This window comes from Wenzhouxiangella sp. AB-CW3, assembly GCF_014725735.1.
Taxonomy (GTDB): Bacteria; Pseudomonadota; Gammaproteobacteria; order Xanthomonadales; family Wenzhouxiangellaceae; genus Wenzhouxiangella.
In genome coordinates this window covers 2,141,794-2,167,777 of record NZ_CP061368.1, presented here as the reverse complement: position 1 = coordinate 2,167,777, position 25,984 = coordinate 2,141,794, and the positions used below count along the sequence as shown (strand labels likewise).

Below are 25,984 nucleotides of genomic sequence, written 5' to 3'. Positions count from 1 at the left end.
GTCAGAGGCTCCTTGAGAAAGGTCGCCCTACAGCAGCGTATGGAAGCTGTGCCATAATCACGAACTCGTCAAATCGGGGATCGACCAATGAAAAGAATCACTCTTTTTGTCAGCAGCCTGCTGCTGGCCGCGGCCGCCCAGGCCCAGTCACCGCAATTGCCCGGGCTAAGCGGCGACGTGACTGTCTACACCGACGCCAACGGCATCCCGACCATCGTCGGGGAGACCGAGCGCGACGTGAACTACGTGCGTGGTTACCTGCATGCACGCGACCGTCTGTTCCAGATGGATTACCTGCGACGTGTGGCCTCCGGCACCCTGGCCGAGTTGCTCGGCGAGGGTGCGCTGCCCAGCGATGTGGAGTTGCGCACACTGGGATTGCGCCGTGGCGCCCTCAGAACCTGGCTCAACCTGTCCGCTGACGAGCGCGACTGGGTCAAGGCCTACGCCGACGGTGTCAACGCCTTCATCCGCGCAGGCGAGCTGCCGCCCGAGTATGGTGAACTGGAGCTCGGCACGGTCGAGGCCTGGTCACCGGTGGACTCCCTGGTCCTCGGCAAGCTGCTGGCCTTCCAGTTGTCCTTCGATTCCGGAGTGGTGGATCGCACCGTCCGGCTGGGCACTTACCAGGGTGTCGGGGATGCCGTGGGTTTCGACGGTTTGAGCCTGTATTTCGAGGACATCATCCGCAGCCAGCCGGCTGACGATCGTCTGTCGATCCCCGACTTCTTCGAGACCGCCGGCATCATTCCTGTCAGCTCCGGCGGGGAAGCCGCCCGGCTGCAGTCGGGCGAGGGTGCGCGGACATCCGGCTCGGCTTCCTGGAACAACCTTCCGCAGGTCAGCGAGCAGGTGCTGGATGGCCTTGGCAGCTACCTGGAACGGTTGCGCGACATTCCAGTGCTTGGCAACACCATCGGCAATGCCGAGAATCGGGCGGCAAGCAACTGGTGGGTGGTTTCGGGAGAGCATACCGACAGTGGTTTCCCGATGTTGGCCAACGACCCGCATCTGGGCCTCGACATTCCACCGATCATGATCAACGAAAACATCGTTATCCGTGACGAGGAACGGGTGGTCAGCGGTGTGGGTATTCCAGGCACGCCACTGACGCTGCTGGGCTGCAACCTCAATATCTGCTGGGGCCTGACCAATCACAACGTAGATGTGACCGACTGGTACCAGGAAGAACTGCTGGTCAATGCCTATGGGCTGCCGACACACACCTTGCACCAGGGTGAATCCGAGCCCCTGATCTATGGCTTCCAGAGCTATTTCGTCAATGCCATCGACAATGGCGAGATCGATTCCGTGGCAAGGGCCAACGTGGGATACGACGAAGGCGGCATTACCTTCATCGTGCCGCGCCGCAACAACGGTCCGATCGTGGCCCAGCCCGAAACCGGTGCCGGAATTTCCGTGCAGTACGCCGGCTGGGGCGCCACTTTCGAACTGTCGACCCTGCGCGAATTCGAGCGTGCCAGCAACATGGAAGAGTTCCAGGCGGCGATCCCGAACTGGAGCTTCGGCTCGCAGAACGTGGTGTATGCCGACACCGAGGGCAATATCGCCTACTTCACCACCGGTGGTGTGCCACTGCGTGCGGATCTCCAGGATCTCCGCGTGGACGGCGATGTGCCGCCGTTTCTCCTGCGTGACGGCAGTGGCGCCCTGGATCACGAGTGGTTGCCGGCCAACGAGCATTCGCCTCGCGGCTTCCCCTTCGCGACCCTGCCACGTGAGGAAATGCCGCATGTGATCAACCCCGACAGTGGCTACATCGCCAATGCCAACAACGATCCGGTCGGCGTCACCCTGGACAACAACCCGCTGGGACAGCTCCGGCCCGGGGGCAACGGCATTTACTATCTCAACCCCGGCTACTCTTCACTGCGCATGGCGCGGATCGATCGTGAGCTACAGGACATGATCGTCGATGGGCCGGTGACCGTGGAGCACATGAAGGCCTTGCAGGCCGACAACCGCATGTTCGATGCCGAACTGGTCGTGCCTCACCTCCTGGCCGCTTTCGAGCATGCCACCGAGGAGGATGCATGGCCGGGCCTGGCCCAGTTTGCACTGGACCCGGGTATCCAGGAAGCCATCGGACGACTGGCCGAGTGGGATTTTTCCACTCCGACTGGTCTTGCCGAGGGATTTGATCCCGGCGGCAACCCGGCAGGCGGCACCGAGCCCACAGCCGATGAAGTCGCCCATTCCATCGCGGCCACCATCTATTCGGTCTGGCGTGGGCAAGCCATTCGCAACACCATCGATGCCACCCTGACGGGAATCGGCCTGGGCGATCACCTGCCTGGTTCCCGTGATGCCTTCCGGGCGTTCCACAACCTGCTCGACAGCTTCCCCGAGAGCGGTGGAGTGGGCGCGTCCGGCATCCCGTTTTTCAACGTCGAGGATGCGCCCGACATGGCCACGGCACGTGATACGGTGCTGCTGGCCAGCCTGGCCGGCACGCTGGAGCTGCTGGCCAGCGATGAGTTCGCCCCCGCATTCGGCAACTCCACCGACCAGAACGACTATCGCTGGGGCCGCCTGCATCGCATCGTGTTTGCCCATCCGCTGGGTGCCGACCCGTTCAACGTGCCCAACGGCGGTGGCCTGAGTGACCTGGATGAGGGACTGCCGGGCGTGGCCAGGGCCGGTGGCTTCGAGGTGGTTGATGCTTCCGGTCACAGCTCGCGTGCCGACAGCGTGCATGGCTTCATGTTCTCGGCCGGCGCGGCGCGGCGGACCGTGGCGGAAATGACGCCCGGCCAGCCCAGCGTGTCCGAGGTCATTCCCGGTGGACGCAGTGGCGTGTTGGTCAGCCCGTTCTACACCAATCAACTCCGGCTGTGGCTGGTCAACGACTACCTGGAGCTCGGCTTTGGAGAAGGTGACGGTCAGGCCAGTGCCGTGAACGTGCAGGTATTCACCCCCTGACAGGTCTGGACCATATTGGCCGAAAACGCCCGCCGCGCTGCGGGCGTTTTCGTGTCTGCCCCTTCGCCGACAGCGGGCGCTTGGCAAGCCGCGCATGATTCCGGCTAAGCCGCGGCTTGCTTGAAAGCACCCTCGGCCGTGACCATACAAGGGGTTTCCCGGAATGCCTGAGCGACATGACCAATTTGCTGGAATACTTTGCCCTGGCGCACACGCAACTGACCCGATTGAATGCTGACTTGTCCGAAATTGTCAGCCAGGACAATCACTTCAACGCCAAGGTGGAGCTCAAGCTCACGCCGCTGGAGATGAAACATGACGGCGAGTTGCCCCAGTACCAGGTCAGTGCCCGCCTGCTGTGCCGGGGGCAACGCGATTCGGAAGCCAGCGACGAGCCCCTGTTTACTCTCGAGTTCGTATTACAGGCGGTGTATCGGCAGTTTCGTGGCGAGCCGGTGGATTTCGAAACCTTTACCCGCCACCACGCCAGCCTGACCCGCCAACTCTATCCGCTGATTCAGCATCAGCTTCAGCCTGTGCTCAAGCAGTTTGGCCTGGACCAGGTCAAACTGCCCCATGACCTGGTCAGCTCCGGTGGACAGGAGCAGTCGACGCGTCAGGTTCACTGAGATGCGGGACTCGACAGTTTGACTTGGCCGGAACGGGCGTGGTAGATGTTCTCTACCACAAGGGGACTCAAAGTTCATCCGTAAACCGGAGGGAAAACAACATGAAGAAAATCATTCGTGTCGGCATTGTAGTCGCCACCGTCTTTCTTGCCGCTCAGGTTTCTGTGGTTGGTGCGGCCGAAGTCGATCAGTCGATGGCCCACAAGGCCGAGCCGGCTGAGATCGGCATTACGCAAGCCTCGCCTCGAACGCGGCTGTGCGTTCGATTCCCGCCAGCCTGCAACATCGGCGAAGAGGAGGAAAACTGATCTCGTCCTGATGGGCCAGGCCCCGGTGGTGCGGGCAGGGACACCGCCGGGCGCTTTTCCGGGCAAGGCAATGGAATTCCCGCTGGCGTCGCCCTTGCGAATTGACCGGCTGCTCGGTGCGTGAAAGAATCCGGGTTGATCACCTCAACGAGGCGGCCGGATGAGCGACATCCAGCGAGAACCCATTTCCAATGTCGACCTGGCCTGGCTGCGCATGGAGCAGCCAGGCAACCTCATGATGATTACCGGGGTCATCGTGCTCGATCAGCCAGTGGCATTCGAGCGTTTCCGAGAGATTATTCTCAATCGCTTCCTGGCTTTCCGCCGGTTCCGACAGAAGGCCGTGGAGCATACACGCGGATGTTGCTGGGAAAAAGATGAGTTTTTCGAGCCGACCTCCCACATAATCCGCACCGCGCTGCCGGGGGCTGCCGGCAAAGAGGAGCTTGAAGAGCTGGTCTCCCAGCTGGCATCTACGCCGCTCGACAAAACCAAGCCGCTTTGGCAGTTCCACCTGGTCGAGAACTACAGCGAGGGCCCGGCGGTCATTTCCCGGATTCACCACTGCTATGCCGATGGCATTGCCCTGGTCCAGGTCCTGCTTTCACTCACCGAGAACAACGCCGCCGAATCGCTCAAGCTGGTACAACCGGAACACTGGAAGCGCCGTCAGGCCGAGCAGTCCGGTATCTTCCGGCGCCTGATGGCGCCGGCCAGGGAAGGGTTCGACGCACTGCAGCATCTCAGTCACAAGGTGATCGAGGAAGCGGCACAGATGATGCGACAGCCGCATTTGGCCAGCGATTACATGGGCGGCGCCGCCGAGGTCCTCGGTGAGCTCGTCAACGTGTTGCTGTTGTCGGACGATCCGCCGTCGCGCTTCAAGGGGGAGATCGGTGTGCGCAAACGCACGTCCTGGACCCGCCCGATTCCTCTCGACGAGGTCAAGGCGGTGGGCAAGGCGCTGGGATGCACGGTCAATGATGTGCTGATTTCGGTGATGACCGGGGCGTTGCACCGCTACCTGGTACAGCACGGTGATGACCCCTCAGCGGTCTCCATGCGCGCAACGGTTCCGGTCAACCTGCGTCCGCTGGAGCACGCCCGGGAGCTCGGCAATCACTTTGGGCTGGTCTTTCTGGAGCTGCCCGTTTCCGAGCCCAACCCGCTGGCCCGCCTGTACCAGGTGGCCGACTACATGTACGACCTGAAGCACTCCAAGCAGGCCATGATGTCACTCGGGTTGCTGGCGCTGCTGGGCATGGGGCCGGCGGCCGTGCAGAAGCCGGCGCTGGAGCTTTTCAGCCGCAAGGCCTCGTCCGTGCTGACCAACGTCCCAGGCCCCCAGCAGCCGCTGTACCTGGCCGGTGCGGAAATCCGCGAACTGATGTTCTGGGTGCCGCAAACCGGCTCGGTGGGCATGGGAATCAGCATCATCAGCTACAACGAGCAGGTCTATTGCGGCCTGATCACCGACAACCGCCTGGTCTCCGACCCCGACACGGTCATGGAGAACTTCCAGACCGAATTCCGCAACCTCCTGCACCTGACCATGCTGATCGGCCCCCAGGACGGACCGGTCGACCCCTCCATCGCCGAGATGATGCACGAGTGGATCGATGGGGAGGAGGATTGGGAAAGGTGAAAGGTGAGAAGGGTCGTTCACCCACTCTTTTTACCTTTCACCGTTTACCTCAAACCGACGCCTTCGCGTACTCCACGTCGAGCTTCTGCATGGCATCGATCGGCTCGATGGAAGCCGCTTTCTCGTAGGCGGCATTGGAGTCGTCCAGGCGCTTGTCGCCGAATAGCAGATACAGGCCGTTGCCGTACTCCAGGTTGGCAATCGGTGCGTTGGGGGTCAGCTCCAGCGCGCGCTCGAAGTGTTTCATGGCTTCATCGGTACTGGCGCCGTAGGTCATGCCACCGATCATCTTGCCGATCTTGTCGATGATCTCGGCATGGTAGACGCCCAGCGCGGTATGCGCTTCGGCGTGCTCCGGTGCCAGTTTCAGCGCTGTTTCCAGCGATTCCCTGATCTTGCCACCCACCCCCTGGGAAAGTGCCTTGGTGATCGAGATGCACTGGCTGTAGCGGCCGAGCAGAAAAGCGCGGAAATAGTGGGCATTGGCATCATCAGGATAGGTGGATATGGCCTGTTCGGCGTGAGCGATACCGGTTTCGTAGATAGCCTGCTTGATGTCTTCATCTTCTTCGAGGTAATCGGCATAGATGCCGGAGGCCTTGTTGGCCACCGCGTGCGCCGCGATGCCGATCTCTGTGGCCAGATCCACGGCACCGGCAAAATCTCCGGCGTGATAGAGGCGCCAGGCCTCCACGATCCGCTCGTCGTCGGGAAGGGGTTCCTGATCGCCACGATGGAGCTCCGGCCAGGCGTCGAGCAGGTCCTGACCATCGTAATTGAACGGGGTCGAGTCGTGCGGGAATGGGGCCCAGTGTTTCGTGTTCATTTTAGTGTGACCGCTCTAGAAACTATCCGTATCTTAATGCTTAACGGCATTTCGATCACAATCCGCAAGCCCGCGGAAAGGAGAGCAGGACCCATGGCCAAGAAGACCGCCAAGAAAAAGGTTGCCAAGAAGAAGGTAGCCAAGAAAACCGCAACGCGCAAGACGGCGACCAGCCAGGCGCAGGATTACGCCCACGAGATCTGGCTGGCCGGTCTCGGTGCATTTGCCATGGCCCAGGACGAGGGCGGCAAGATTTTCAAGCAGGGTCAGAAGACCATTGACGAGACCAGTCGCAAGGTGCTCGGTGAGGGTACTCGCCTGTTCGAGCGTCTCGTCGAGGAAGGCTCGAAGCTCGAGAACAAGGGACGCAAGTCGGTTACCGATACCGTCAGCGGCGTTCGTGGTGACGTAGAGGATACGGTGGGCAAGGTCCGCAAGTCGGCCCAGACCAACTGGGACAAGCTCGAAAAGGTATTCGAGCAGCGTGTTGCCCGCGCCCTCTCGAGACTGGGTGTGCCGACCTCCGACGAGATCAGCCAGCTCAGCGACCGGGTGGCCGAACTGAACAAGCGAGTCCGCGAGCTTTCCGAGCAGCAGAAATCCTCCACGACTGCCGCCAGCAAGGCACCGAAGAGCTCCAGCAACAACTGAATACTGTAGTCGACTCCTCCATGACTACCCCGAAGCAGTCCGGGTCTCCTCCCTCGATCCGACGACTGCGCACTTTGACCCGGCTCTGTCCGGGTCTTTTTTTTGTCTGCAGGGTGGACGGGTGACGGGGCGGGCGTCGAGTCCCTACGGGCGGTAGGCAGCGGCCAGCTCTTCCAGCTCCTCGCGCGCCGGGCCGACCAGGTAGGGGCTGACCAGGCTCATGACCTGCCAGGCCGCCCGTACGGGCTGGGGCTGGGCGTCATGCTCCAGCACTTGGTCAAAGGCGATCCAGTAGGTGCTGATCAGGACGATGTTGCGAACCAGGGCATCCATCTCGTCCCGGCTGGCTTCCAACTGGCCGTTGTCGGCCAGGCCCTGGCAAAGCCCGCGGGCGGTATCCATGGACAGTCGGAGGATACCCTGGAATCGGAAGTGCAGCCCACGGTTGCGGGCACATAGGTCAGTCAGGTCGCGGTAGAGAAAACGGTAGTCCCCGATGGCCTCGAAGGCCAGGTGCAGGAACAGCCAGATATCCTCGATATGGGGTTCACGTTCCTCCGGCGTGGCCAGCAGCCCCAGCATGCGCTGCTCAAACCGGGCGAACAAGGCATCGATCAGGTTCTGCTTGGTTCGAAAATGGTAGTGCAGGTTGCCGGGGCTGATTTCGAGCGTATCAGCGATCCGGTTGGTGGGAACGTGGGGTTCTCCGTCGCGGTTGAACAGATCCAGTGCGGTTTCGAGAATGCGCTCGCGGGTGCGGCCGGCCATTGCTCCCGCCGGGGTCAGCCCTTCAGTGACTCCACGAGGTCGATGTATTTCTGCATCGCTTCCTCGCGGGGCATGCCCTGGATCTTCTCCCAGGCTTCGTACTTGGCCACGCCGACAAAATCGAAGAATCCCGGCTTTTCTCCGGAAACGTCGCCCTCGGAACCCTGTTTGTAAAACGCATACAGCTTGAGCAGGGTGTCGTTGTCTGGACGTTCCGTCAGCCGCTGGGCGTCGGCAGCGGCCTGGGTAAAGCGGGTTTCAAGGTCGTTCATGGTTGTCGTCCGGGCTCTCGTTGTTTACTGGATTCTGGACATTTCTAGCATGCCGGCCTGACACGGTCAATCAATACCTTGCCGAAGTCCCGACAATGTCGTTTCGCAGTTGGCACAATCTGGTTGGACGCGTTATCTTTGCAGACCTGTCAGCCACCAATGTCACTTTCGGAGGGACGTCATGGCCTACTTCATCACCGGGGGCACCGGATTCATCGGACGCAATCTGATTGATCAGCTGGTCCGGCGCAAGGGAACGATTTATGTGCTGGTCAGACGCGGGTCGAAAAAGAAGTTCAACGACCTGGTGGCAGAGCGCTGGTCGGATCACAAGCGTCGCATTGTTGCGGTCTCCGGGGATCTGACCCGGCCGGCGCTGGGGGTGAGCAAGGCCGATACCGAAAAGCTGTCAGGCAAGGTCAGGCACTTCTTCCATCTGGCCGCCATCTACGATCTGGGTGCCGATGACGAGGCAAACGAGAAGGCCAATATCGACGGCACCCGGCACGCCATCGAGTTTGCTGAAACGATCAGGGCAGGGCGCTTCCACCACACCTCCTCCATTGCCGCGGCAGGTCTCTTCCCGGGCACTTTCCGCGAGGACATGTTTGAAGAGGCCACCGGACTCAGCCACCCGTATTTTCGCACCAAGCACGATTCCGAGGGGCTGGTCAGGCGGCAGTGCAGCATTCCGTGGCGCGTCTACCGTCCGGGCATCGTGGTCGGTCACTCCAAGACCGGCGAGATCGACAAGATCGACGGTCCCTACTACTTTTTCAAGCTGATCCAGAAAATGCGGCGCATGCTGCCGCCCTGGGTGCCGACTCTCGGACTGGAAGGCAGCCGCATCAATATCGTGCCGGTCGATTTCGTCGCCCAGGCCATGGATCACATCGCGCACAAGCCCCGGCTCGATGGCCAGTGCTTCCACCTTACCGATCCCAATCCGAAACGCATTGGCGAGGTCATGAATCTGTTTGCCGATGCCGCACATGCGCCGTTGATGTCGATGCGCATCGATGCCCGCCTGTTCTCGTTCATTCCGGCACCGGTCAAGCAGGGTTTTGCCATGCTGCCGCCGGTCAAGCGCATCATCAACCAGGTGCTGGAAGACCTGGGGATCCCCAAGGACATGCTTGGCTTTTTCAGCTATCCGACGCAATTTGACAGCCGCGACGCGGAAAAGGCGCTCAAGGGATCGGGAATCAAGGTGCCGCCACTCGAAGATTATGCCTGGGTCCTCTGGGACTACTGGGAGCGCCACCTGGACCCCGAGTTGTTCATTGACCGATCGCTTTCCGGGCAGGTGCGTGACAAGGTCGTCCTGATCACCGGCGCCTCTTCAGGCATTGGCAAGGCCGCTGCCCGGATGATGGGGGAGGCCGGTGCGAAAGTCATCATCGTTGCTCGTGGCGAGGAAAAGCTGCTTGAAACCAAGGCCGAGATCGAGGCAGACGGGGGAAAGGCATTCCACTACACCTGCGACCTGTCGGACATGGACGATGCCCAGCGGCTGGTCAAGCAGGTGCTGGCCGATCATGGCGGCGTGGATGTGCTGGTCAACAATGCCGGGCGCTCGATCCGACGATCCATTCAGCTTTCTTACCAGCGATTTCATGATTATGAACGACTGATGCAGCTCAACTATTTCGGGTCGCTGAAGCTGATCATGGGTTTCCTGCCGGAAATGACGAAGAAGGGCCGGGGGCATATCATCAATATCTCGTCGATCGGCGTGCTTTCCAATGCGCCGCGCTTTTCGGCCTACGTGGCGTCCAAGGCGGCACTGGACGCATTCTCGCGCTGTGCCGCCTCGGAATTTGCCGATACCGGGGTAGCGTTCACCACAATCAACATGCCGCTGGTGCGAACGCCCATGATCGCGCCGACCAAGATCTACGAGCACGTACCGACCATCACGCCGGAAGATGCCGCCGACATGATCAAGCAGGCGGTGATCTATCGGCCGCAGAGGATTGCCACGCGACTGGGCATTTTCGCCCAGATTCTGCACGCGACCGCACCGAAAATCTCCGAAATCGTCATGAATTCGGCCTTCCGGATGTTTCCGGACTCAGCGGCAGCGCGCGGTGAGCGTGATCGCGGCGGAGAGAAACCGACCCAGGAGCAGGTCGCTTTCGCTTCTCTGATGCGCGGCATTCACTGGTAGGCCGATACCAGCTCCCGCAGCCGCTCGATACCCTCGAGCAGGCGAGGGCCGGGGCGCCCCAGCCAGGCCTCGCTGATTGGATGAATGCGGTTGCCGGCAATTGCCGGCACCGTGTCCCAGCCTTCGCGGCGTTGCACCACGTGCGGACGATACTTGCTCTCGTCCACGCCGCACCAGCTCATCACGATGATTTCGGGTGCCGCCTCCCGGGCCCGGGCGGCTGAGATCTGAAGACTCTCGGCATCCTCGTTTGCCCATGGATTGCAGGCGCCGGCCAGCTCCAGCATCTCGTTGACCCAGGATCGGCGCCCCGGAACGATGACCGGCTTGGGCCACCATTCGACCAGGACAGGAACCGGCCGCGCATCCGGGCGGGGCTGTTCAAGTGTTTCGTTAAAGCGACCGGCCAGATCCCGCGCTTCACTGTCCGCACCAATGGCTTCGCCAATGCGCAAGATATCGTCGGCGACATCGGCCAGGCAGTGCGGCTGCGTCACCAGCAGGGGCAGCCCGGCAGCCTGTATCCGCTCCAGACAGCGCTCGTGTCCGGGCACGGTCAGCGAAGTAACGACCAGATCCGGTTTCAGAGCCACGATGGTCTCGACATCCACATCAAGATCCGGACCGATACGAGGCAACCGGCCGACCACTTCCGGCGGATAGTCGGAATGATCGTCAACACCAACCAGGCAATCCCCCCGGCCAAGGGCGCAGACGATTTCGGTATTGGAGCAGGTGTGGGTGACGATGCGCATCGAAGATAGTGTGAAGTGTGAAGTGTGAAGTTTTAAGTGTGAAGTTTTAAGTGTGAAGTGTGAAGTTTTAAGTGTGAAGTTTTAAGTGTGAAGTTTTAAGTGTTAAGTGTTAAGTGCGGCTTGCGGTTGGGTGGGTGGCGGCTTGGTTCTTTCGGGCTTCGTTGGGAATGGTTGGCTCTATGCAAAATACCTGACTATCCAATACTTTTCCCTTCTTACTTCAAGCTTTAGACGTCACACTCACCATAACACCTAACACCTAACACCTACCTGATTACGTACGTTTCTCAGCTATTGAGAAGGGTCGCTGATAGCGTCGTAACCATCTGATAAATAGGAGGTTACGACATGGCTCGAAATATGGTTCAGTTTCAGAAAGGTATGAGCTTGCCCACGTTTCTCGAAAAATTCGGCACCGAAGAAGCCTGTCGGAAGGCGCTTTTCGAACTGCGCTGGCCGGACGGCTTTAACTGCCCCGAGTGCGGGCATCACAGTCATTGCCAGCTCAAATCCCGAGCACTCATTCAGTGTAATCGCTGTCACCATCAGACGTCGCTGACAGCGCGCACCTTGTTTGATCGCACCAAACTGCCACTGAGAACCTGGTTCCTGGCCATCTTCCTGCTTACGCAAAGCAAGTCCGGTTTGTCGGCAATGGCATTGGGGCGGCATCTGGGCGTGTCCTACAACACGGCCTGGTTGCTCAAGCACAAGCTCATGCAGGCTATGCGTGAGCGCGATGATAGTAAGCCCCTGACCGGGGCGGTTCAGGTTGACGACGCCTTCTGGGGCGGTGAGCGCCGGGGTGGCAAGCGCGGTCGCGGTGCCGCCGGTAAGACGCCGTTTGCGGCTGCTGTAGCGTGCGGGGCCGACGGCCGGCCCCTGTCGATGCGGATGACGCCGCTGAAAGGCTTTCGCAGCGACTCCATCGACCGCTGGGCGCGCAAGCATCTGTCGCCGGATGCAGAAGTGACCTCTGACGGACTGCCATGCTTCCGAGCCATCGTTGAGACCTGCCCGCACTGGAGCATTGCCACCGGCGGTGGCCCGGCCAGTGTCGAAAAACCGGAATTTACCTGGGTAAACACCATGCTCGGCAACGTCAAAAATGCCATCCATGGCACCTACCACTCCATTCACGGCAAACATCTTGGTCGCTACCTCGGCGCGTTCGCCTACCGGTTCAATCGCCGCTTTGAGCTCGATCGAATGATCGATCGACTGGCCTACGTGGCTTGTCGCACAGCGCCGCTGCCTAAAAGGTTCGCTACGATGGCTGAAGTACATACGTAATCAGGAACACCTAACACCTAACACCTAACACCCAACGCCACCTCCTCTCTCCGCAAGCCACGCCGACCGGACCTCACCCAAACCAACCGCAAGCCCGCCCCTTCACACTTCACACTTCACACTTTACCCCTTCTCCCTCCACCCGTCAGCGATTCGCCGGCCGCGTTGTTCGTCGACGGGGATGACGGTGATCATGGCGGCGGCGAAGAGGGCCAGGCAGAAGATGATGGCGGTGGCCAGGCCCAGCCAGGCTTGCAGCAGGCCCAGGCCGAGTATGCCGAACACGGCGGCGAGTTTGGCCGAGGTGCCCCAGAAACCGAAGAATTCCGCGGCCTTGCCGTGGGGGGTGAGAACGCCGACCAGTGCGCGTCCGGCCGACTGGGCCGATCCAAGGCTCAGGCCGGCGAGGGTGCCGGCGAAGAGAAAGACATACTGGGCTTCCCACTCCACGTTGAACAGCGCCTGGGCGAAGTCTGTCAGCAGCGGTGTCTGCCAGATGGCAAGAATGGCGGCCATCCACAGTCCCAGTGTCATCAGGTAGGTGCGGCGGGCGCCGATGCGACTTTGCAGAAAGCCGAAGGTCAGGGCTCCGATGGCCGCAGTAATCTGCACTGTGACGAACATGATCACGCGTACATGCTCCTCCCAGCCGATGACCTGGGCACCGTAAATGAACGAGAAACTGATGATGATGTAAATGCCGGCCATCATGAAGAAGATGGAGATCAGCAGCGTTCGCAGGTCGCGAAACTGCCCCAGGTTCAGCCAGGTGGTCCTGAGCCGGGCAAAACCGGCCCCGATCATGGACTGGCCGGGCGGTAGTTGACGACGACGGCCGCGGTCGCGAACCCACAGGAAGGTGGGTATGGCGGCGAGCAGGAAGAAGACGGCTGCGAACGGCCCGACCAGGCGGACGTTGTCATAATTCTCGGCGCTCACCTCGCCGAGAATGGCCAGCGCGAAAATCGTTGAAGCCAGCCCGCCGATGTAGCCCAGCCCCCAGCCCAGCCCGGAAATCCAGCCCAGGTCTTCACGCGGGCCCAGTCCGGGCAGAAAGCTGGCGATGAAGCCTTCACCGATGGCATAGGCAAAATTGGACAGGATCACCAGCACCATGGCGAACACGATCCAGCCCGGCTCGACAAACCACAGCAGCGCCGTGGTGACCACGGTCATCAGGTAGCTGGCGAACAGGAACTGCTTGCGTCGACGCGAGTAGTCCATGATCGCGCCACAGACCGGGTTGGCGACCACCACCATCAGGTAGCTCACCGCCAATGCCACCGACCACAACAGGTTGCCGAGACGGTAATCGGGACCATCCCCGACAATCACCCGTGTAAACAGGTCACCAAAGACCACGGTGATGATCAGCAGGGTATAGGCCTGGTTGGCGAAGTCGAACATCGCCCAGCCGAGTATCTCTCTTGCCGGCGCGCGCTTGCGGGTGACCATGTGACATCCTCAGTGATCCTGCGCCCAAGGTTACCGCGAAGTGTTGGGGGTGTGGTGACGAGGGGTGGAGCGCCCGCCTCGCGGTGCACCACCCGCCAACCCTCCCATTTCGCGGTCCAGTCCAATCACGGTTAGAATGCCGGAAGCCGATAACAAACCAACAAAGCTAATCCGTTCCCATGAATTTTCGCGTCCCTCATACTCTTGCTCTGCTATTCTTTTTGATGATCGCCGCGCTGGTGGCCACATGGTTGGTGCCCCAGGGGCATTTCCAGACCGATGAGACCAACCGGGTGATTCCCGGCTCCTACGAGGTCGTCGATGAGCGTCATTTGATGACGCCGCTGGAGCTGTTCACCGCCGTGCCGCGGGCATTCGCGGCAGCCTCCGACATCATTTTCTTCCTGTTCATCATTGGTGGTGTGCTGGCCATCATCCGCGCCACCGGCACCATCGACGCACTGCTCGGGCGATTGCTGGAGCGCTTCGGCAACAAGCCCTCCATGCTGATCTTTGCCGTGGTGTTCGTGTTTGCGATGGCCTCGAGCGCGGTGGGTTCTTCGGGTGAGTACATCCCCTTCGTGCTGATTCTGGTGGCGTTGTGCCGGGCCATGCGCATGGACCCGATGACGGCCGTGGGCATGGTGGTGGCCGGCTACGGCGTGGGTTACGGGCTTGCGGCCTTCAATCCCTACACCGTGGTGGTGGCCCAGGGCATTGCCGAGCTGCCGACTTACTCGGGCTGGCCGGTGCGCCTGGCCCTGCTGCTGCCTTTCGTGCTGATTGCCGTGCACCATGTCTGGTCGTATGCCCGGCGCGTGCGCGAGAATCCGGAAGCCAGCATGGTCTACGGCGATCCGCTGCCTGAAGGGGGCGAACCACCCAGCGAGTATCCGGCCGTGCGTCCGGGGCATGTCGCCATCGTGTTCGGCTTTCTCGCCGCCCTGGGTCTGGCCATCTGGGGTATTGCCACGCGCGGGTGGTATCTCAACGAGCTCGGTGCGGCATTCCTGGTGCTCGGGCTGGTGGCGGCCGCCATTGGCAGGATGGGACCAAGCGCGGCGTCTGGCAAGTTCATCGAAGGCGCGCGGCAGCTCACCGAAACGGCCATCCTGGTCGGCATTGCCCGTGGCATCGCGCTGATCATGGAAGACGGGCAGATTCTGCACACCATCGTCCACTACATGTCCTTGCCGCTGTCGCTGGTCGGGGCAGAGTTCTCGGCGGTCGGCATGATGATCATCCAGGCCGTGCTCAACCTGTTCATTCCCTCGGGCTCCGGCCAGGCATTCGTGACCATGCCGCTGATGGCACCGCTGGGTGACCTGGTTGGCGTGTCCCGGCAGGTCGCGGTGACGGCCTACCAGATGGGTGACGGGTTCACCAACATGATCATCCCGACCAACGCCATTCTGCTGGGTATTCTGGGCATGGCTGGCATTTCCTATGCCAAGTGGTTCCGGTTCTGCCTGCCGCTGATTCTCAAGCTTTACGCGGCCGGCGCGATCACGCTAATGGCCATGGTCTGGCTGGGGTATTCGTAGGTGCCGGGCGTGACCGACGAGATTCGAACGGCTCTGGTGACCGGCGGAGGCTCCGGGCTGGGTGAGGCCATGGCCCGCCGATTTGCCCGCGACGGCTGGGCGGTGATCGTGGCCGATATCGACAACTCCCGGGCCCAGGCCGTAGCCACGGACCTTGGCGGGCAATCCATGGCGTTTTGCATGGATGTCACGCGCGAGGAAGACTGGCAGCGTTCCCGGGATGCCGTGGTTGAGCGGTTCGGTCACCTCGACGTGCTGATCAACAACGCGGGCGTGGCAGCGGGCGGCACCCTGGAAGAGACTTCCCTGGAAGACTGGCGCTGGGTGCTGGAGATCGATCTGATGGGTGTGGTCATGGGTTGCAAGACTTTTGCGCCGCTGATGCGTGAGCGCGGTCGCGGTCATATCGTCAATGTTGCTTCCTATGCCGGGTTTGCCGCCGCGCCGGGCATCAGTGCCTACGGCACTGCCAAGGCCGGGGTGATCGCCATGTCGGAGATGCTGCGGGCCGAGCTGCACGAGGCCGGGGTGTTCGTCTCGGCGCTGTGCCCGGCGTTTGTCACCACCCGCCTGACCGAGACCATGCGCGCGCCCGACGAGGGGTATCAGAAGCGCGTCAAGCGCTGGATGGAGAAATCCGGTGTCAGTGCCGAAGATGTGGCCGAGGTCGTGCGTCGGGCGATTGATCGCCCGCGTTTTCTGTTGTTGACTCACCGTGATACGCGCTGGTTGTGGCGGTTCAAGCGCTGGGCGCCGGAGGTGTATTTTTGGAGTTTGATGCGGCAGGTTAGGGGGGTTGTGAAGAGGAAGGGGAAGGTGAAAGGTGAAAGGTGAAAGGTGAAAGGGTGTTAGGTGTAAGTGTGAAGTGTGAAGTGTGAAGTGTGAAGTGTGAAGTGTGAAGTGTGAAGTGTGAAGTGTGAAGTGTGAAGTGTGAAGTGTGAAGTGTGAAGTGTGAAGTGTGAAGTGTGAAGGGGCGGGTTATTTTTGGATTGGAGTGGGTGATGAGTGAGTGGATGATTTATGGGGCGAATGGGTATACGGGGGAGTTGTGTGCTCGGGAGGCTGTGGAGCGGGGGTTGAGGCCGGTGTTGGCCGGGCGGCGTGAAGAGGCTGTGGCTGGGTTGGCTTCGGAGTTGGGGCTGGAGTTTCGTGTTTTTGCGCTGGATGATGCGGATGCGGTGCGTCGGGGCTTGGACGGGATGCCGTTGGTGTTGCATTGTGCCGGGCCGTTTTCGGCGACTTCCAGGCCGATGGTCGATGGCTGTCTGGCCACTGGGACCCATTATCTGGATATCACCGGCGAGATCAGTGTTTACCAGGCATGTCACGAGCGTGAGGAGGAAGCCAGGGCGGCCGGCGTGATTCTGATGCCGGGCGTGGGTTTCGATATCGTGCCGACCGATTGCCTGTCGGCGATGCTCAAGCAGCGGCTTCCTGATGCCAGCGAGTTGACACTGGCATTTGAAGCCGGGGGCGGGCCCAGTCCCGGCACGGCCAAGACGTCGTTCGAAGGCCTGACCCAGGGCGGAAAGATTCGCCGGGGTGGTCGGCTGGAATCTGTGCCACTGGCCTTCAGGACGCGCGACATCCCGTTTGCCGAAGGCCCGCGTCATGGCATGACCATTCCATGGGGAGATGTATACACGGCCTATGTCAGTACCGGGATTCCGGATGTCGAAGTCTATCTGGCCGTGCCGCCCCGGGTGGCTACACGGATCAGACGGATGAACAAGCTGCGCTGGCTGCTGGCATTGCCGCCGCTGAAAAAAGCCATCATGCGCCGAATCGAGCGCAAGACACCGGGGCCGGATGATGACAAGCGCGCCAGCACGGTGTCACGGGTGTGGGGCGAAGTGCGCAATAAGTCTGGTCAGTCGGTCAGCGCGGAGCTGCACACACCCAACGGTTATGACCTCACGGTCGACGCTTCGGTCTCGATTGCGGCCGAGGTGCTCGGCCGAGAGGCTATCGAGCCGGGTTACTTCACGCCATCACTGCTCCTGGGCGCAGACTATGTCACACACCTGAAAGACGTCAGCGTCAGTTTCAATCAATCACACCAAGACGCTTGCCCACCCGGGTGAAGGCATCAACGGCCTTTTCCAGGTGTTCGCGCGTGTGCGCCGCCGAAATCTGCGTGCGAATTCTGGCCTGGCCCTTGGGGACCACCGGGTAGAAAAAGCCGATCACGTAAATGCCTTCGGCCAGCAACTCGTCGGCCATCTTTTGGGCCAGTGGAGCATCGTGCAGCATCACCGGCACGATGGGATGTTCGCCGGGCAGCAACTCGAAGCCGGCCTCGGTCATGGCCTGGCGGAAGAAACGCGTGTTGTCCTCGACCCGGTCGCGCAGTTCGGTGGATTCCTCGAGCATCTCGAAGACCCGCAGGCTGGCAGCGACCAGGTGCGGGGCCAGCGAGTTGGAGAACAGGTAGGGGCGTGAACGCTGCCTGAGCATGTCGATCACCGGCTGACTGGCAACGGTGAACCCACCCATGCCGCCGCCCAGCGCCTTGCCCAGGGTGGAGGTGAAGATATCGACCTTGTCCATGACACCGTGATACTCGGCCGATCCACGGCCGGTGGGGCCGAAGAAGCCCGTGGCATGGCAGTCATCGACCATCACCAGTGCGTTGTATTGTTCGGCCAGGGCGGTGATTTCGTCCAGCCTGGCCACGTAGCCGTCCATGGAAAACACGCCGTCGGTGGCAATCAGCCGGGTGCGCTTGTCCTGGGTCTTTTTCAGGATATCTTCCAGCGCATTCATGTCGGAGTTCGGGTAGCGGTGGCGTTCGGCCTTGCACAACCGGATGCCATCGATGATCGAGGCATGGTTGAGCTGATCGGAAATAATGGCGTCCTCGGGCCCCAGCAATGGCTCGAACAGGCCGCCATTGGCGTCGAAGCAGGCCGCGTAGAGAATGGCGTCATCCTTGCCGAAAAAGTCGGCAATGGTCGCTTCCAGCTTCTTGTGCAGATCCTGCGTGCCGCAGATGAAACGCACCGAGGCCAGCCCAAAGCCGTAATCATCCAGCGCGCTCTTCGCCGCGCCGATGATATCGGGATGATCGGCCAGACCAAGATAGTTGTTGGCGCAGAAGTTGAGCACCTTGCCACCTTCGAGCGTATCAATCTCCACTCGCTGAGGTGTGGTAATCGACCGCTCACGCTTATACAACCCGTCAGCCTCGATCTGAGCCAACTCAACCCTCAACCTCTCTAACGTAGTCACATCACTCACAAAAAACTCCTCCAATCCAAAACCACCAACACCTACCACCTACCACCTAACACCTAACACCTCATCCCCCTTCACACTTCACACTTCACACTTCAATCTTCAAACTTCTCCCGTCCAGTCACAAACAACCTTGCCACACTGCCCCGAGGCCATCAGCTCGAAGCCGGTTTCGAAGTCGTCGATCGGGATCTGGTGGGTCAGGGCCTTTTCCAGCGGGAAGCCGGTCAGCACCATCTGGGTCATCTTGTACCAGGTCTCGTACATGCGTCGGCCATAGATGCCGTGAACCTCAAGGCCCTTGAAGATGACCTGGTCCCAGTTGACCCCGGCATCCTTGGGCAAGAGGCCGAGCAGGGCGACCTTGCCGCCGTGATACATGCAGGTAAGCATGTCGCGGAAGGCATGTGGGTTGCCCGACATTTCCATGCCGACATCGAAACCGTCGATATCCAGTTCATCCAGTATGTCGGTCAGCTTTTCACGCTGCACGTTGATGGTCCGGGTCGCGCCCATCTCCCTGGCCAGATCCAGGCGGTAGTCATTGATATCGCTGATCACGATATGACGTGCGCCGACATGTTTTGCGATGCCGGCAGCAATGATGCCGATGGGGCCGGCGCCGGTGATCAGCACATCCTCACCGACCAGGTCGAACTGCAGAGCGCAGTGGGCGGCATTGCCGAAGGGGTCGAAAAAAGCCGCCAGCTCCGATGGAATCTCGTCGGGGATGGGCCAGAGGTTGGTGGCCGGTACGACCACGTACTCGGCAAAGCCCCCGTCCCGATTCACGCCGATGCCCTCGGTGTGCGGACACAGGTGCGGTTTGCCGGCACGGCAGTTGCGACAGACCCCGCAGACCACATGGCCCTCGGCGCTGACGCGCTGACCTTGCTCGTAGCCACGCACACCGTCACCAATATCGACGATACGGCCGACAAATTCGTGGCCCAGGATCAGGGGCGGTTCAATGGTCCTCTGTGACCACTCGTCCCACTGGTAGATGTGCAGGTCGGTTCCGCAGATGGCGGTCTTCTCCAGCTTGATCAGCACTTCGCCGGCCCCGGCTGTGGGAACCGGGACTTCCTGGATTTCCAGGCCGGGTGCAGCCGCAGGCTTGACCAGCGCGCGCATCGTCTGGGTCATGGATTACTCCGGGAGTGGGAAAACGCCCATTATATCAATCAGGGCGTTGTCAGGCAGTCGACCAGTCGCGGCAGCCAGGTGGCGGCAGGGCCATCGAGGTGCCAGTCGGCCAGCGCGCTGATTGGGCCGGTCTCCGGGTTGATGTCGAGCAGGCGTGCCCCGTTTTCGGCGGCCATGGCGGGCAGGCTGGCGGCGGGCTGGACTGTTCCCGAGGTGCCCGCAACAATCATCAGTTCGCACGAGGCCGCGGCTTCGAACGCGGTCTGTAGCACGGCCGTGTCCAGGGCTTCACCGAACCAGACCACGTCGGGCCGTGCCAGGCCGCGGGGGTGGTGGGGCGAGGGCGGCGGCTCATGATCGCGGTGGTCCGAGATCCAGCGATCGGCAATGGTCTGCCGGGTTTGGGAGCAGATATTGCGCTGTATGTTGCCGTGCAGTTCGAGCACCCGATTCGAGCCGGCCAGCTGATGAAAGCCATCGACATTCTGGGTCACAAGCGTGAAGTGCTCGACCAGGTTCTCCAGCTCGGCCAGGGCCGTGTGTGCCGGATTGGGGTGGTTGCGGGCGATCAACTCACGGCGCCATTGATACCAGCGCCAGACCGTGCGCGGGTCCTGTTCAAACCCTTCCGGTGATGCCAGGGCCATGGGATCATGTTGGGCCCAGTGGCCGGTCTGGGCATCGCGAAAGGTCGGTATGCCTGATTCCGCCGATACGCCGGCACCGGTCAGCACGGTGATGGAGCGCACCTGGGGAAGCCATTCTCGCAGCTCTGGATTCATTCCGAGGGGGGCCGGGGGCTGGATGCTCCAGAATGCCGATCGGGCGGTGCAGTATCACCGGGTATGGGTCGCGAAAGCAGGAAGCCCTGTCCGATCTGACAGCCGGCCTTGAGCAAAAAACCCCGCTGTACCTCGGTCTCGATACCTTCGGCAACCATCTCCAGGTCCAGGGCTTGGGCCAGGGCAATTATGGCGCGAATGATGGATCGGTTGTGCCGGGACGTGGCAATTTCCTGGATCAGGGATTGGTCGATTTTTAACTGGTGCAGGGGCAGGCGGTAGAGCAGGGCCAGGTTGGAATAGCCGCTTCCGAAGTCGTCCATGCACAATTTCGCGCCGAGCACCTCCAGCCGTTGCAGCACTTTCAGGGCCAGATCCGGGTTCTGCATGAGTACGGTTTCGGTAATCTCGATCTCGACCCTTGCCGGATCAATTGCATGGTCGGAGAGCACTTTACGAACCATGTCCGGCAAGGCCTCGCTTTCGAACTCTCTGGCAGACAGATTGACCGAGATGCGTGGCACCCGATGGCCGGACTGATCCCATGCTGCGAGCTGACGGCACGCTTCGTTCATGACCCATCTGTCGATACGGGTGATCAGGCCGGTTTCCTCGGCCAGCGGAATGAATTCACCGGGGGCGACCGTGGCGCCGCCAGGTCGGCGCCAGCGCACCAGCGCCTCGACACCCCATAAGCGACCGTCATCAAGCCGGTACTGGGGCTGGAAGTGCAGGGTAAGCTCGTTCTCGTCTATGGCCTGGCGCAGATCACGTTCAAGGAATAGCCGGTGGGTCATTTTCTCGCCCAGCTGCGGACGGTACAGCGCCCAGTCCCCTCCACCGCAGCGCCTGGCTTCCTGCAGCGCGAGCTCGGCTGCTGCAAGAATCTGCTCCCGGGTATCGCCATGCTTCGGAAAGACGGCGACACCGATGCTGGCGGTGACAATCAGATCATGACCCAACACGGGTACTGTTGACTCCAGGGCCGCCGTGATGCCATCGAGCAACTCTCGACGTGACGCTTCATCGATTGGATGAGCAACCACCAGGCAAAATTCATCGCTGCCAATCCGGGCCACGGTTTCAGCATGTGGGCATGCTTTCTTGAGTCGGGCCGCCACTTCGTGCAGCACCTTGTCTCCAGCCACGGTACCCAGCGTGTCGTTGATGTTCTTGAAGCGGTCGAGATCGAGCAGGATGACCAGTCTCTGTTGCGTGGAATCCCGGGCACGCTGTAAAGACTTGCTAAGGCTCTCTTCGAGCGTGGCGCGGTTGGGGAGCCCGGTTCGAGGATCGTAGTAGGCAAGGTAGCGCAGCTGGTCGCGGCGTTTGTGCTCATCGGTGAGGTCGGTCCAGCTTCCGATGACCATGGCTTCGTGCCCGCCGGCAGCGGGTACCAGGCGACGCTCGTCACGGATATTTCGTACACGTCCATGCGCATCATGAAATCGGTACTCCTGAACGATATGGCCTTCTTCGTACAGGTCCTGATTCTGTTTGCGTGCCCCGACCAGATCATCGGGATGAATCTGTCGTTCCCACCAGCCGGGCTCCATGACGCTTTTCATTTCGAAACCCAGCAGGCGTTCCATGTTGGCGCTGACCCAGCGTGGATGACTCTGCCGGGGATCCAGCGTGTAAAGCACTACCGGGCTGCTTGAGAGTAGGTGTTCAAGCTGGCGGCTGGAGCGGTGGAGGCGAAATGATTGCAGACGAAGCCTGTCGCGCAGTCGCCAGGCCAGCCAGGACAGAAATGCCACCGCAATGACTGTGATGCCAAGCGCGACCCGGGTCCAGACGGGAACGACTTGCTCGCGTGAGGGAATGCTTGCAGCCAGCAGTGCGGCGAAATAGGGGGAGTCGGGGTCGGCTTTCCATTGATGCAGGTATCGGTCGATTGTATCGAGGTGGTCGTTGTTGCTTTTGGCGGGTGCGGCAAAATAGAGACTGGTCTGATCAAACGTGATGGCCGTATCGACCAGGCCATGAGCGGGCCCGTGGCGCGCACCGAAGAAGTTGTTGGTCGCTGCGGCATCGGTCCGTCCCGCGGCTGTTTTCTCCAGCACTTTGTCCATGCTGTCAAGAGCCAGCAGGTCGATCTGCGCTTCCAGCTCGTCTGATCGCCGGATGAGGAAGCGCTGTTGCACCGACCCATCCAGCACTGCCACCCGTTTGCCTCCCAGATCAGGCCAGTCCCGCACCGACAGCTCTGGTCGTGAGTAGATCTGGCTCCATGCATGAGCAACCGGGACATCGTGAAATTCGAAATGGGCAAGCCGATCCGGGGTCATGGCGACATCCGGCATCAGATCCAGCCTGCCATCGGCCAGTTGTTGCAGGCATTCGCGCCATTCGCAGGAGACGTACTCGATCTGCCAGCGTTCTCCGGCAGCCATTCGTTGCAGCAATTCGATGAACAGTCCTGCGGGACGACCGGCCTCGTCGGTATAAACCTTGGGAGAGTTTTCGTAGACGCCAACTCTTACCAGGGATCCATCAGTGCCGTGTCCATGCACCGACAGGGTCATCAACAGTATTCCGATGATGGCGCAACACCGACCGGGCAGCATCTTTGCATGTCCCTCAGTTTCAGATCTCATTGGCGGTGTCGAGTCCCAGGGCCGGATCTTGTCTGGAGTATACACCTGCGCCATTGATGTGCCGGCCGGGGCCTTGCAGTGACCAGGCGGGTTGGGTGTATAGTTGGGGCGAACGGGAAGGAGGCGATGAACCTGGAAACCGGATGGATAGTATGGTCGGGGGCGTTCCTTCTGGGAGGGTTGGCCGGCTATCTGCTCGCAGACCGGCTTGTCCGGCCTGGTTCACGTCGTGTTTCCACCAATGCCGGTAACGGTCGCAGGGAAGTCATACTGCACGGCCTTGCTTTTTCGGCACGCACCTTGCTCAATGCCCGCGACAAGTCGGAGGTCATGGAAGCGGCCCTGGCTTCCCTTGGTCGGGCGGTGGGTGTTGATCGGGTCTACGTGTTTGAAAACCACACCGACTCCCAGGATGGGCGTTTGCTGGCCAGTCAGCGTTATGAATGGTGCGGGCCGGGGGTGGCGTCGGAACTCGACAACCCGGACATGCAGGACATGGCCTACGAAGAGATTCTTCCCAATTGGTATCCTGCACTGGCTGCCGGCCAGCCAATTCATGGCCTGGTGCGGGAGATGCCGCAACCCGAGCGCGGCCTGCTTGAGCCCCAGGGTATCCGCGCGATTATTGTCGTGCCGATCACCATTAACCAGCGTTTCTGGGGGCAGATCGGCTTTGACGATTGCAGTCAGGAACGTGAATGGTCGCAGGCCGAGATCGATGCGCTGGGCATTGCCGCTGGAGTCATCGGTGGCGCCATCGTCAATATCGGGCAGGAGCGGGAATGGCGCAGGCTGGTCAGTACCGACTCATTGACCGGCGTGGCCAGTCGTCGCGCCTTTCTGCGCGAGGCGCGCAAGTTGTGCGAGCGGCAGGGGCCGGAGGTCGAAAGCCTCGCTCTCCTGCTGATGGATATCGATCGTTTCAAGACCATCAACGATACCCACGGTCACCTGGTGGGCGATGAGGCCTTGCGAAGTTTTGCCCGAATATGCAGCGCGCAGCTTCGCGAAGGTGATCTGATCGGACGAACCGGTGGTGAAGAGTTTGCCATACTGTTGCGCGGTGTTGATGAGGATACGGCACTGCGACTGGCTGAGCGCCTGCGCAAAGCGGTGGCCAATGAGCGAATCGCGGTCGACGATGAGTTGCTGGATATGACCGTCAGCCTGGGAGTGGCGTGCCCGGACGACGGACGTGACCAACGCTTCGAGGACCTGCTTGAGGCCGCCGACAGCGCGCTATATGCGGCAAAGCGCGCCGGTCGCAACCGCGTCATTGCCTCGGGGGGCGCCGGTGATCCTGCCAAGCAGCGAAGCGGCTGAGGGGTGCCGCATCAATCGCGTGGCCTGCCAGACTTGCCCGATAGGCCATGTTTCTTGAGAATGCCGCGTAGCTGGTCATAACTCAGGCCCAGCATTTCCGCTGCCTTGCCCTGGTGTTCGTCGCAGCGTGTCATGGCCAACTGCACAAGGCGTCTCTCTTCCCCGTCCAGGAATTCTCTCAGCTGAAAATCCGAATGTTCCGGATCGACCGGCCTGGTCGCTGTTCGGGCAGCATCTGAACCCGGACGCCAGGGCGAAGCGAAGGGATCGAAATCGATCTGGTCGACTGGCTGTTCGGGTTCCTGGCATCGGTAGACGGCTCTTTCAACGACATTCTTGAGTTCGCGCACATTGCCCGGCCATGGATGATCCAGCAGGGCTGCGGCGGCGTCATTCGAGAACCCGGCGAACAATTCCCGGCCCAGTTCGCGGCTGATGCGCATGGCAAAGTGTTCGGCCAGCGGCAGGATGTCTTCCCCGCGCTCGCGCAGGGGAGGCAGGGTGATTACGTCGAAGGCCAGGCGATCGAGCAGGTCGGCCCGAAAGCGACCGGCCTCGACCTCAGCAGGTAAATCGACATTGCTGGCCCCGACAATGCGGACGTCGACTTCGACGGGGCGTGACGAACCCAGTCGCTCGAATTGCCCGTATTCGATGACGCGCAGAATCTTTTCCTGGACTGCCAGCGATGTGCTGGCCAGTTCATCGAGAAACAGGGTGCCGCCATCGGCCTGTTCGAAGCGCCCCTTGCGCTGCCGGCTGGCATCGGTAAATGCCCCGGCTTCATGTCCGAACAGCTCCGATTCCAGCAGCGCCTCACTGATGGCCGCACAGTTGACCCGCACCAGGGGTCCGCCCCAGCGGGTGGACAGAAAATGCAGGCGTTCGGAGACCACTTCCTTGCCGGTGCCACGTTCGCCGACGATCAGGACTGGTCGTGACAGGGGTGCGACCAGCGATACCTCCTCGAGCACGGCCAGGAAAGCGGGAGATTCGCCGATGATGGGTTGTTCCTTCTGGTTCACGGGGCTAAAGGTACGGGAAAGTGGGGTGAAGGGAAAGGGGAGGTGGAAAAAGGGGAAGACGGGGAGAAGGGGAGAAGGGGAGAAGGGGAGAAGGGAGAAGGGGAGAAGGGAGAAGGGGAGAAGGAGAAGGGAGAAGGGAGAAGGGGAGAAGGGGAGAAGGGAGAAGGGAGAAGGAGAAGGGGAGAAGGGGAGAGGAGAAGGGGAGAAGGGGAGAAGGGGAGAAGGGGAGAAGGGGAGAGGAGGGAGAAGGGGAGAGAGAGGGAGAAGGGGAGAAGGGGAGAAGGGAGAGGGAGAAGGGGAGAAGGAGAAGGGAGAGAAGGAGAAGGGGAGAAGGGAGAAGGGGAGAAGGAGAGGGAGAAGGAGAAGGAGAAGGAGAAGGGAGAGAGGGGAGAAGGAGGAGAGAAGGAGAAGGAGAAGGGAGAAGGGGAGAAGGGGAGAAGGGGAGAAGGGGAGAAGGGGAGAAGGGGAGAAGGGGAGAAGGGGAGAAGGGGAGAAGGGGAGAAGGGGAGAAGGGGAGATGGGGAGATGGGGAGATGGGGAGATGGGGAGATGGGGAGATGGGGAGATGGGGAGAAAGGCTGGCTGGTTGTGATGAGGCGCCCTTACAATGGA

Annotated in this window: 22 protein-coding genes; 12 read left to right on the top strand and 10 right to left on the bottom strand. The window is 61.0% G+C overall.

Features of this window, described 5'->3' with window-relative positions; genetic code table 11:
• Positions 1-87 precede the first annotated feature (87 nt).
• The 4 genes from IC757_RS09505 to IC757_RS09490 all read left to right on the top strand — a co-directional run bounded on the left by IC757_RS09505 (position 88) and on the right by IC757_RS09490 (position 5,525).
• Positions 88-2,943, top strand: a complete 2,856-nt coding sequence (locus IC757_RS09505; protein WP_190974081.1) for a penicillin acylase family protein — start codon at positions 88-90, stop codon at positions 2,941-2,943.
• 176 nt (positions 2,944-3,119) lie between these two features.
• Positions 3,120-3,572: a hypothetical protein gene (locus IC757_RS09500; RefSeq protein ID WP_190974080.1), complete on the top strand. Its 453-nt coding sequence runs from the start codon at positions 3,120-3,122 to the stop codon at positions 3,570-3,572.
• A 101-nt stretch (positions 3,573-3,673) separates the two neighbouring features.
• On the top strand, positions 3,674-3,880 hold the full coding sequence (locus IC757_RS09495; protein WP_190974079.1) for a hypothetical protein: 207 nt from the start codon (positions 3,674-3,676) through the stop codon (positions 3,878-3,880).
• Positions 3,881-4,040: 160 nt separating this feature from the next.
• Entirely contained in the window at positions 4,041-5,525 is a 1,485-nt protein-coding gene (locus tag IC757_RS09490; RefSeq protein ID WP_190974078.1) for a WS/DGAT/MGAT family O-acyltransferase, read from the top strand.
• Positions 5,526-5,574: 49 nt separating this feature from the next.
• On the opposite strand, the gene IC757_RS09485 is transcribed toward IC757_RS09490, so the two are convergent.
• Positions 5,575-6,351: a hypothetical protein gene (locus tag IC757_RS09485; RefSeq protein ID WP_190974077.1), complete on the bottom strand. Its 777-nt coding sequence runs from the start codon at positions 6,349-6,351 to the stop codon at positions 5,575-5,577.
• A 93-nt stretch (positions 6,352-6,444) separates the two neighbouring features.
• Between IC757_RS09485 and IC757_RS09480 the strand changes: the two genes are divergently transcribed.
• The gene (locus IC757_RS09480; RefSeq protein WP_190974076.1) at positions 6,445-7,002 is read left to right on the top strand and encodes a phasin family protein; all 558 of its coding nucleotides are present in this window, start codon (positions 6,445-6,447) and stop codon (positions 7,000-7,002) included.
• A 144-nt stretch (positions 7,003-7,146) separates the two neighbouring features.
• On the opposite strand, the gene IC757_RS09475 is transcribed toward IC757_RS09480, so the two are convergent.
• Both IC757_RS09475 and IC757_RS09470 read right to left on the bottom strand, forming a co-directional pair.
• Entirely contained in the window at positions 7,147-7,770 is a 624-nt protein-coding gene (locus IC757_RS09475; protein ID WP_190974075.1) for a TetR/AcrR family transcriptional regulator, read from the bottom strand.
• Between the two features lie 14 nt (positions 7,771-7,784).
• Positions 7,785-8,042 (bottom strand): acyl-CoA-binding protein, encoded by a 258-nt coding sequence (locus tag IC757_RS09470; RefSeq protein WP_190974074.1) that lies wholly within the window; start codon positions 8,040-8,042, stop codon positions 7,785-7,787.
• Between the two features lie 181 nt (positions 8,043-8,223).
• Here IC757_RS09470 and IC757_RS09465 point away from each other — a divergent pair, with 181 nt between their 5' ends.
• A complete protein-coding gene (locus tag IC757_RS09465) occupies positions 8,224-10,212 on the top strand; it encodes an SDR family oxidoreductase (protein ID WP_190974073.1) in 1,989 nt (662 codons plus the stop codon).
• On the opposite strand, the gene IC757_RS09460 is transcribed toward IC757_RS09465, so the two are convergent.
• Positions 10,203-10,967, bottom strand: coding sequence for a cobalamin-binding protein (locus IC757_RS09460; RefSeq protein WP_190974072.1), 765 nt, complete (start codon positions 10,965-10,967; stop codon positions 10,203-10,205). The genes IC757_RS09465 and IC757_RS09460 overlap by 10 nt on opposite strands.
• 348 nt (positions 10,968-11,315) lie before the next feature.
• Here IC757_RS09460 and IC757_RS09455 point away from each other — a divergent pair, with 348 nt between their 5' ends.
• Positions 11,316-12,260 (top strand): IS1595 family transposase, encoded by a 945-nt coding sequence (locus IC757_RS09455; protein WP_190974071.1) that lies wholly within the window; start codon positions 11,316-11,318, stop codon positions 12,258-12,260.
• 123 nt (positions 12,261-12,383) lie between these two features.
• Here IC757_RS09455 and IC757_RS09450 read toward each other — a convergent pair whose 3' ends face one another.
• Positions 12,384-13,715, bottom strand: coding sequence for an MFS transporter (locus tag IC757_RS09450; RefSeq protein WP_190974070.1), 1,332 nt, complete (start codon positions 13,713-13,715; stop codon positions 12,384-12,386).
• Positions 13,716-13,894: 179 nt separating this feature from the next.
• Between IC757_RS09450 and IC757_RS09445 the strand changes: the two genes are divergently transcribed.
• The 3 genes from IC757_RS09445 to IC757_RS09435 all read left to right on the top strand — a co-directional run bounded on the left by IC757_RS09445 (position 13,895) and on the right by IC757_RS09435 (position 17,343).
• Positions 13,895-15,259, top strand: a complete 1,365-nt coding sequence (locus tag IC757_RS09445) for a YfcC family protein (protein ID WP_190974069.1) — start codon at positions 13,895-13,897, stop codon at positions 15,257-15,259.
• Between the two features lie 9 nt (positions 15,260-15,268).
• Positions 15,269-16,093 (top strand): SDR family NAD(P)-dependent oxidoreductase, encoded by an 825-nt coding sequence (locus IC757_RS09440; RefSeq protein WP_190974068.1) that lies wholly within the window; start codon positions 15,269-15,271, stop codon positions 16,091-16,093.
• A gap of 167 nt (positions 16,094-16,260) precedes the next feature.
• The gene (locus tag IC757_RS09435; protein WP_190974067.1) at positions 16,261-17,343 is read left to right on the top strand and encodes a saccharopine dehydrogenase family protein; all 1,083 of its coding nucleotides are present in this window, start codon (positions 16,261-16,263) and stop codon (positions 17,341-17,343) included.
• Here IC757_RS09435 and kbl read toward each other — a convergent pair.
• The 4 genes from kbl to IC757_RS09415 all read right to left on the bottom strand — a co-directional run bounded on the left by kbl (position 17,306) and on the right by IC757_RS09415 (position 23,024).
• On the bottom strand, positions 17,306-18,490 hold the full coding sequence (kbl, locus tag IC757_RS09430) for a glycine C-acetyltransferase (protein WP_223846347.1): 1,185 nt from the start codon (positions 18,488-18,490) through the stop codon (positions 17,306-17,308). The two genes, IC757_RS09435 and kbl, sit on opposite strands and share 38 nt — an antisense overlap.
• Positions 18,491-18,598: 108 nt before the next feature.
• Positions 18,599-19,630, bottom strand: coding sequence for an L-threonine 3-dehydrogenase (tdh, locus tag IC757_RS09425; RefSeq protein ID WP_190977002.1), 1,032 nt, complete (start codon positions 19,628-19,630; stop codon positions 18,599-18,601).
• A 50-nt stretch (positions 19,631-19,680) separates the two neighbouring features.
• Positions 19,681-20,424 carry an SIR2 family NAD-dependent protein deacylase gene (locus IC757_RS09420; protein WP_190974065.1) on the bottom strand — a complete coding sequence of 248 codons (744 nt, stop codon included), beginning with the start codon at positions 20,422-20,424 and terminating at the stop codon, positions 19,681-19,683.
• Entirely contained in the window at positions 20,421-23,024 is a 2,604-nt protein-coding gene (locus IC757_RS09415; protein WP_223846083.1) for an EAL domain-containing protein, read from the bottom strand. Before IC757_RS09415 ends, IC757_RS09420 begins: the two co-directional genes overlap by 4 nt.
• A 126-nt stretch (positions 23,025-23,150) precedes the next feature.
• Between IC757_RS09415 and IC757_RS09410 the strand changes: the two genes are divergently transcribed.
• Positions 23,151-24,347: a sensor domain-containing diguanylate cyclase gene (locus tag IC757_RS09410; RefSeq protein WP_190974064.1), complete on the top strand. Its 1,197-nt coding sequence runs from the start codon at positions 23,151-23,153 to the stop codon at positions 24,345-24,347.
• A gap of 11 nt (positions 24,348-24,358) precedes the next feature.
• On the opposite strand, the gene pspF is transcribed toward IC757_RS09410, so the two are convergent.
• The gene (gene pspF, locus IC757_RS09405) at positions 24,359-25,372 is read right to left on the bottom strand and encodes a phage shock protein operon transcriptional activator (protein ID WP_190974063.1); all 1,014 of its coding nucleotides are present in this window, start codon (positions 25,370-25,372) and stop codon (positions 24,359-24,361) included.
• On the opposite strand from pspF, the gene IC757_RS09400 reads away from it, so the two are divergent.
• A complete protein-coding gene (locus IC757_RS09400; protein ID WP_190974062.1) occupies positions 25,347-25,964 on the top strand; it encodes a hypothetical protein in 618 nt (205 codons plus the stop codon). The two genes, pspF and IC757_RS09400, sit on opposite strands and share 26 nt — an antisense overlap.
• Positions 25,965-25,984 lie beyond the last annotated feature (20 nt).

What these genes read in the sequence shown, in the direction of transcription:
- IC757_RS09455 (WP_190974071.1), top strand. Translation starts at nt 11,316, where the DNA reads ATGGCTCGAAATATGGTTCAGTTTCAGAAAGGTATGAGCTTGCCCACG.
- IC757_RS09475 (WP_190974075.1), bottom strand. Translation starts at nt 7,770, where the DNA reads ATGGCCGGCCGCACCCGCGAGCGCATTCTCGAAACCGCACTGGATCTG.
- IC757_RS09500 (WP_190974080.1), top strand. Translation starts at nt 3,120, where the DNA reads ATGACCAATTTGCTGGAATACTTTGCCCTGGCGCACACGCAACTGACC.
- IC757_RS09460 (WP_190974072.1), bottom strand. Translation starts at nt 10,967, where the DNA reads ATGCGCATCGTCACCCACACCTGCTCCAATACCGAAATCGTCTGCGCC.
- IC757_RS09415 (WP_223846083.1), bottom strand. Translation starts at nt 23,024, where the DNA reads ATGAGATCTGAAACTGAGGGACATGCAAAGATGCTGCCCGGTCGGTGT.
- IC757_RS09495 (WP_190974079.1), top strand. Translation starts at nt 3,674, where the DNA reads ATGAAGAAAATCATTCGTGTCGGCATTGTAGTCGCCACCGTCTTTCTT.
- IC757_RS09505 (WP_190974081.1), top strand. Translation starts at nt 88, where the DNA reads ATGAAAAGAATCACTCTTTTTGTCAGCAGCCTGCTGCTGGCCGCGGCC.
- IC757_RS09420 (WP_190974065.1), bottom strand. Translation starts at nt 20,424, where the DNA reads ATGAATCCAGAGCTGCGAGAATGGCTTCCCCAGGTGCGCTCCATCACC.
- IC757_RS09410 (WP_190974064.1), top strand. Translation starts at nt 23,151, where the DNA reads ATGAACCTGGAAACCGGATGGATAGTATGGTCGGGGGCGTTCCTTCTG.
- IC757_RS09435 (WP_190974067.1), top strand. Translation starts at nt 16,261, where the DNA reads ATGAGTGAGTGGATGATTTATGGGGCGAATGGGTATACGGGGGAGTTG.
- IC757_RS09480 (WP_190974076.1), top strand. Translation starts at nt 6,445, where the DNA reads ATGGCCAAGAAGACCGCCAAGAAAAAGGTTGCCAAGAAGAAGGTAGCC.
- IC757_RS09470 (WP_190974074.1), bottom strand. Translation starts at nt 8,042, where the DNA reads ATGAACGACCTTGAAACCCGCTTTACCCAGGCCGCTGCCGACGCCCAG.
- IC757_RS09400 (WP_190974062.1), top strand. Translation starts at nt 25,347, where the DNA reads ATGATGGGTTGTTCCTTCTGGTTCACGGGGCTAAAGGTACGGGAAAGT.
- IC757_RS09450 (WP_190974070.1), bottom strand. Translation starts at nt 13,715, where the DNA reads ATGGTCACCCGCAAGCGCGCGCCGGCAAGAGAGATACTCGGCTGGGCG.
- IC757_RS09490 (WP_190974078.1), top strand. Translation starts at nt 4,041, where the DNA reads ATGAGCGACATCCAGCGAGAACCCATTTCCAATGTCGACCTGGCCTGG.
- tdh (WP_190977002.1), bottom strand. Translation starts at nt 19,630, where the DNA reads ATGCGCGCGCTGGTCAAGCCTGCGGCTGCACCCGGCCTGGAAATCCAG.
- IC757_RS09485 (WP_190974077.1), bottom strand. Translation starts at nt 6,351, where the DNA reads ATGAACACGAAACACTGGGCCCCATTCCCGCACGACTCGACCCCGTTC.
- IC757_RS09445 (WP_190974069.1), top strand. Translation starts at nt 13,895, where the DNA reads ATGAATTTTCGCGTCCCTCATACTCTTGCTCTGCTATTCTTTTTGATG.
- IC757_RS09465 (WP_190974073.1), top strand. Translation starts at nt 8,224, where the DNA reads ATGGCCTACTTCATCACCGGGGGCACCGGATTCATCGGACGCAATCTG.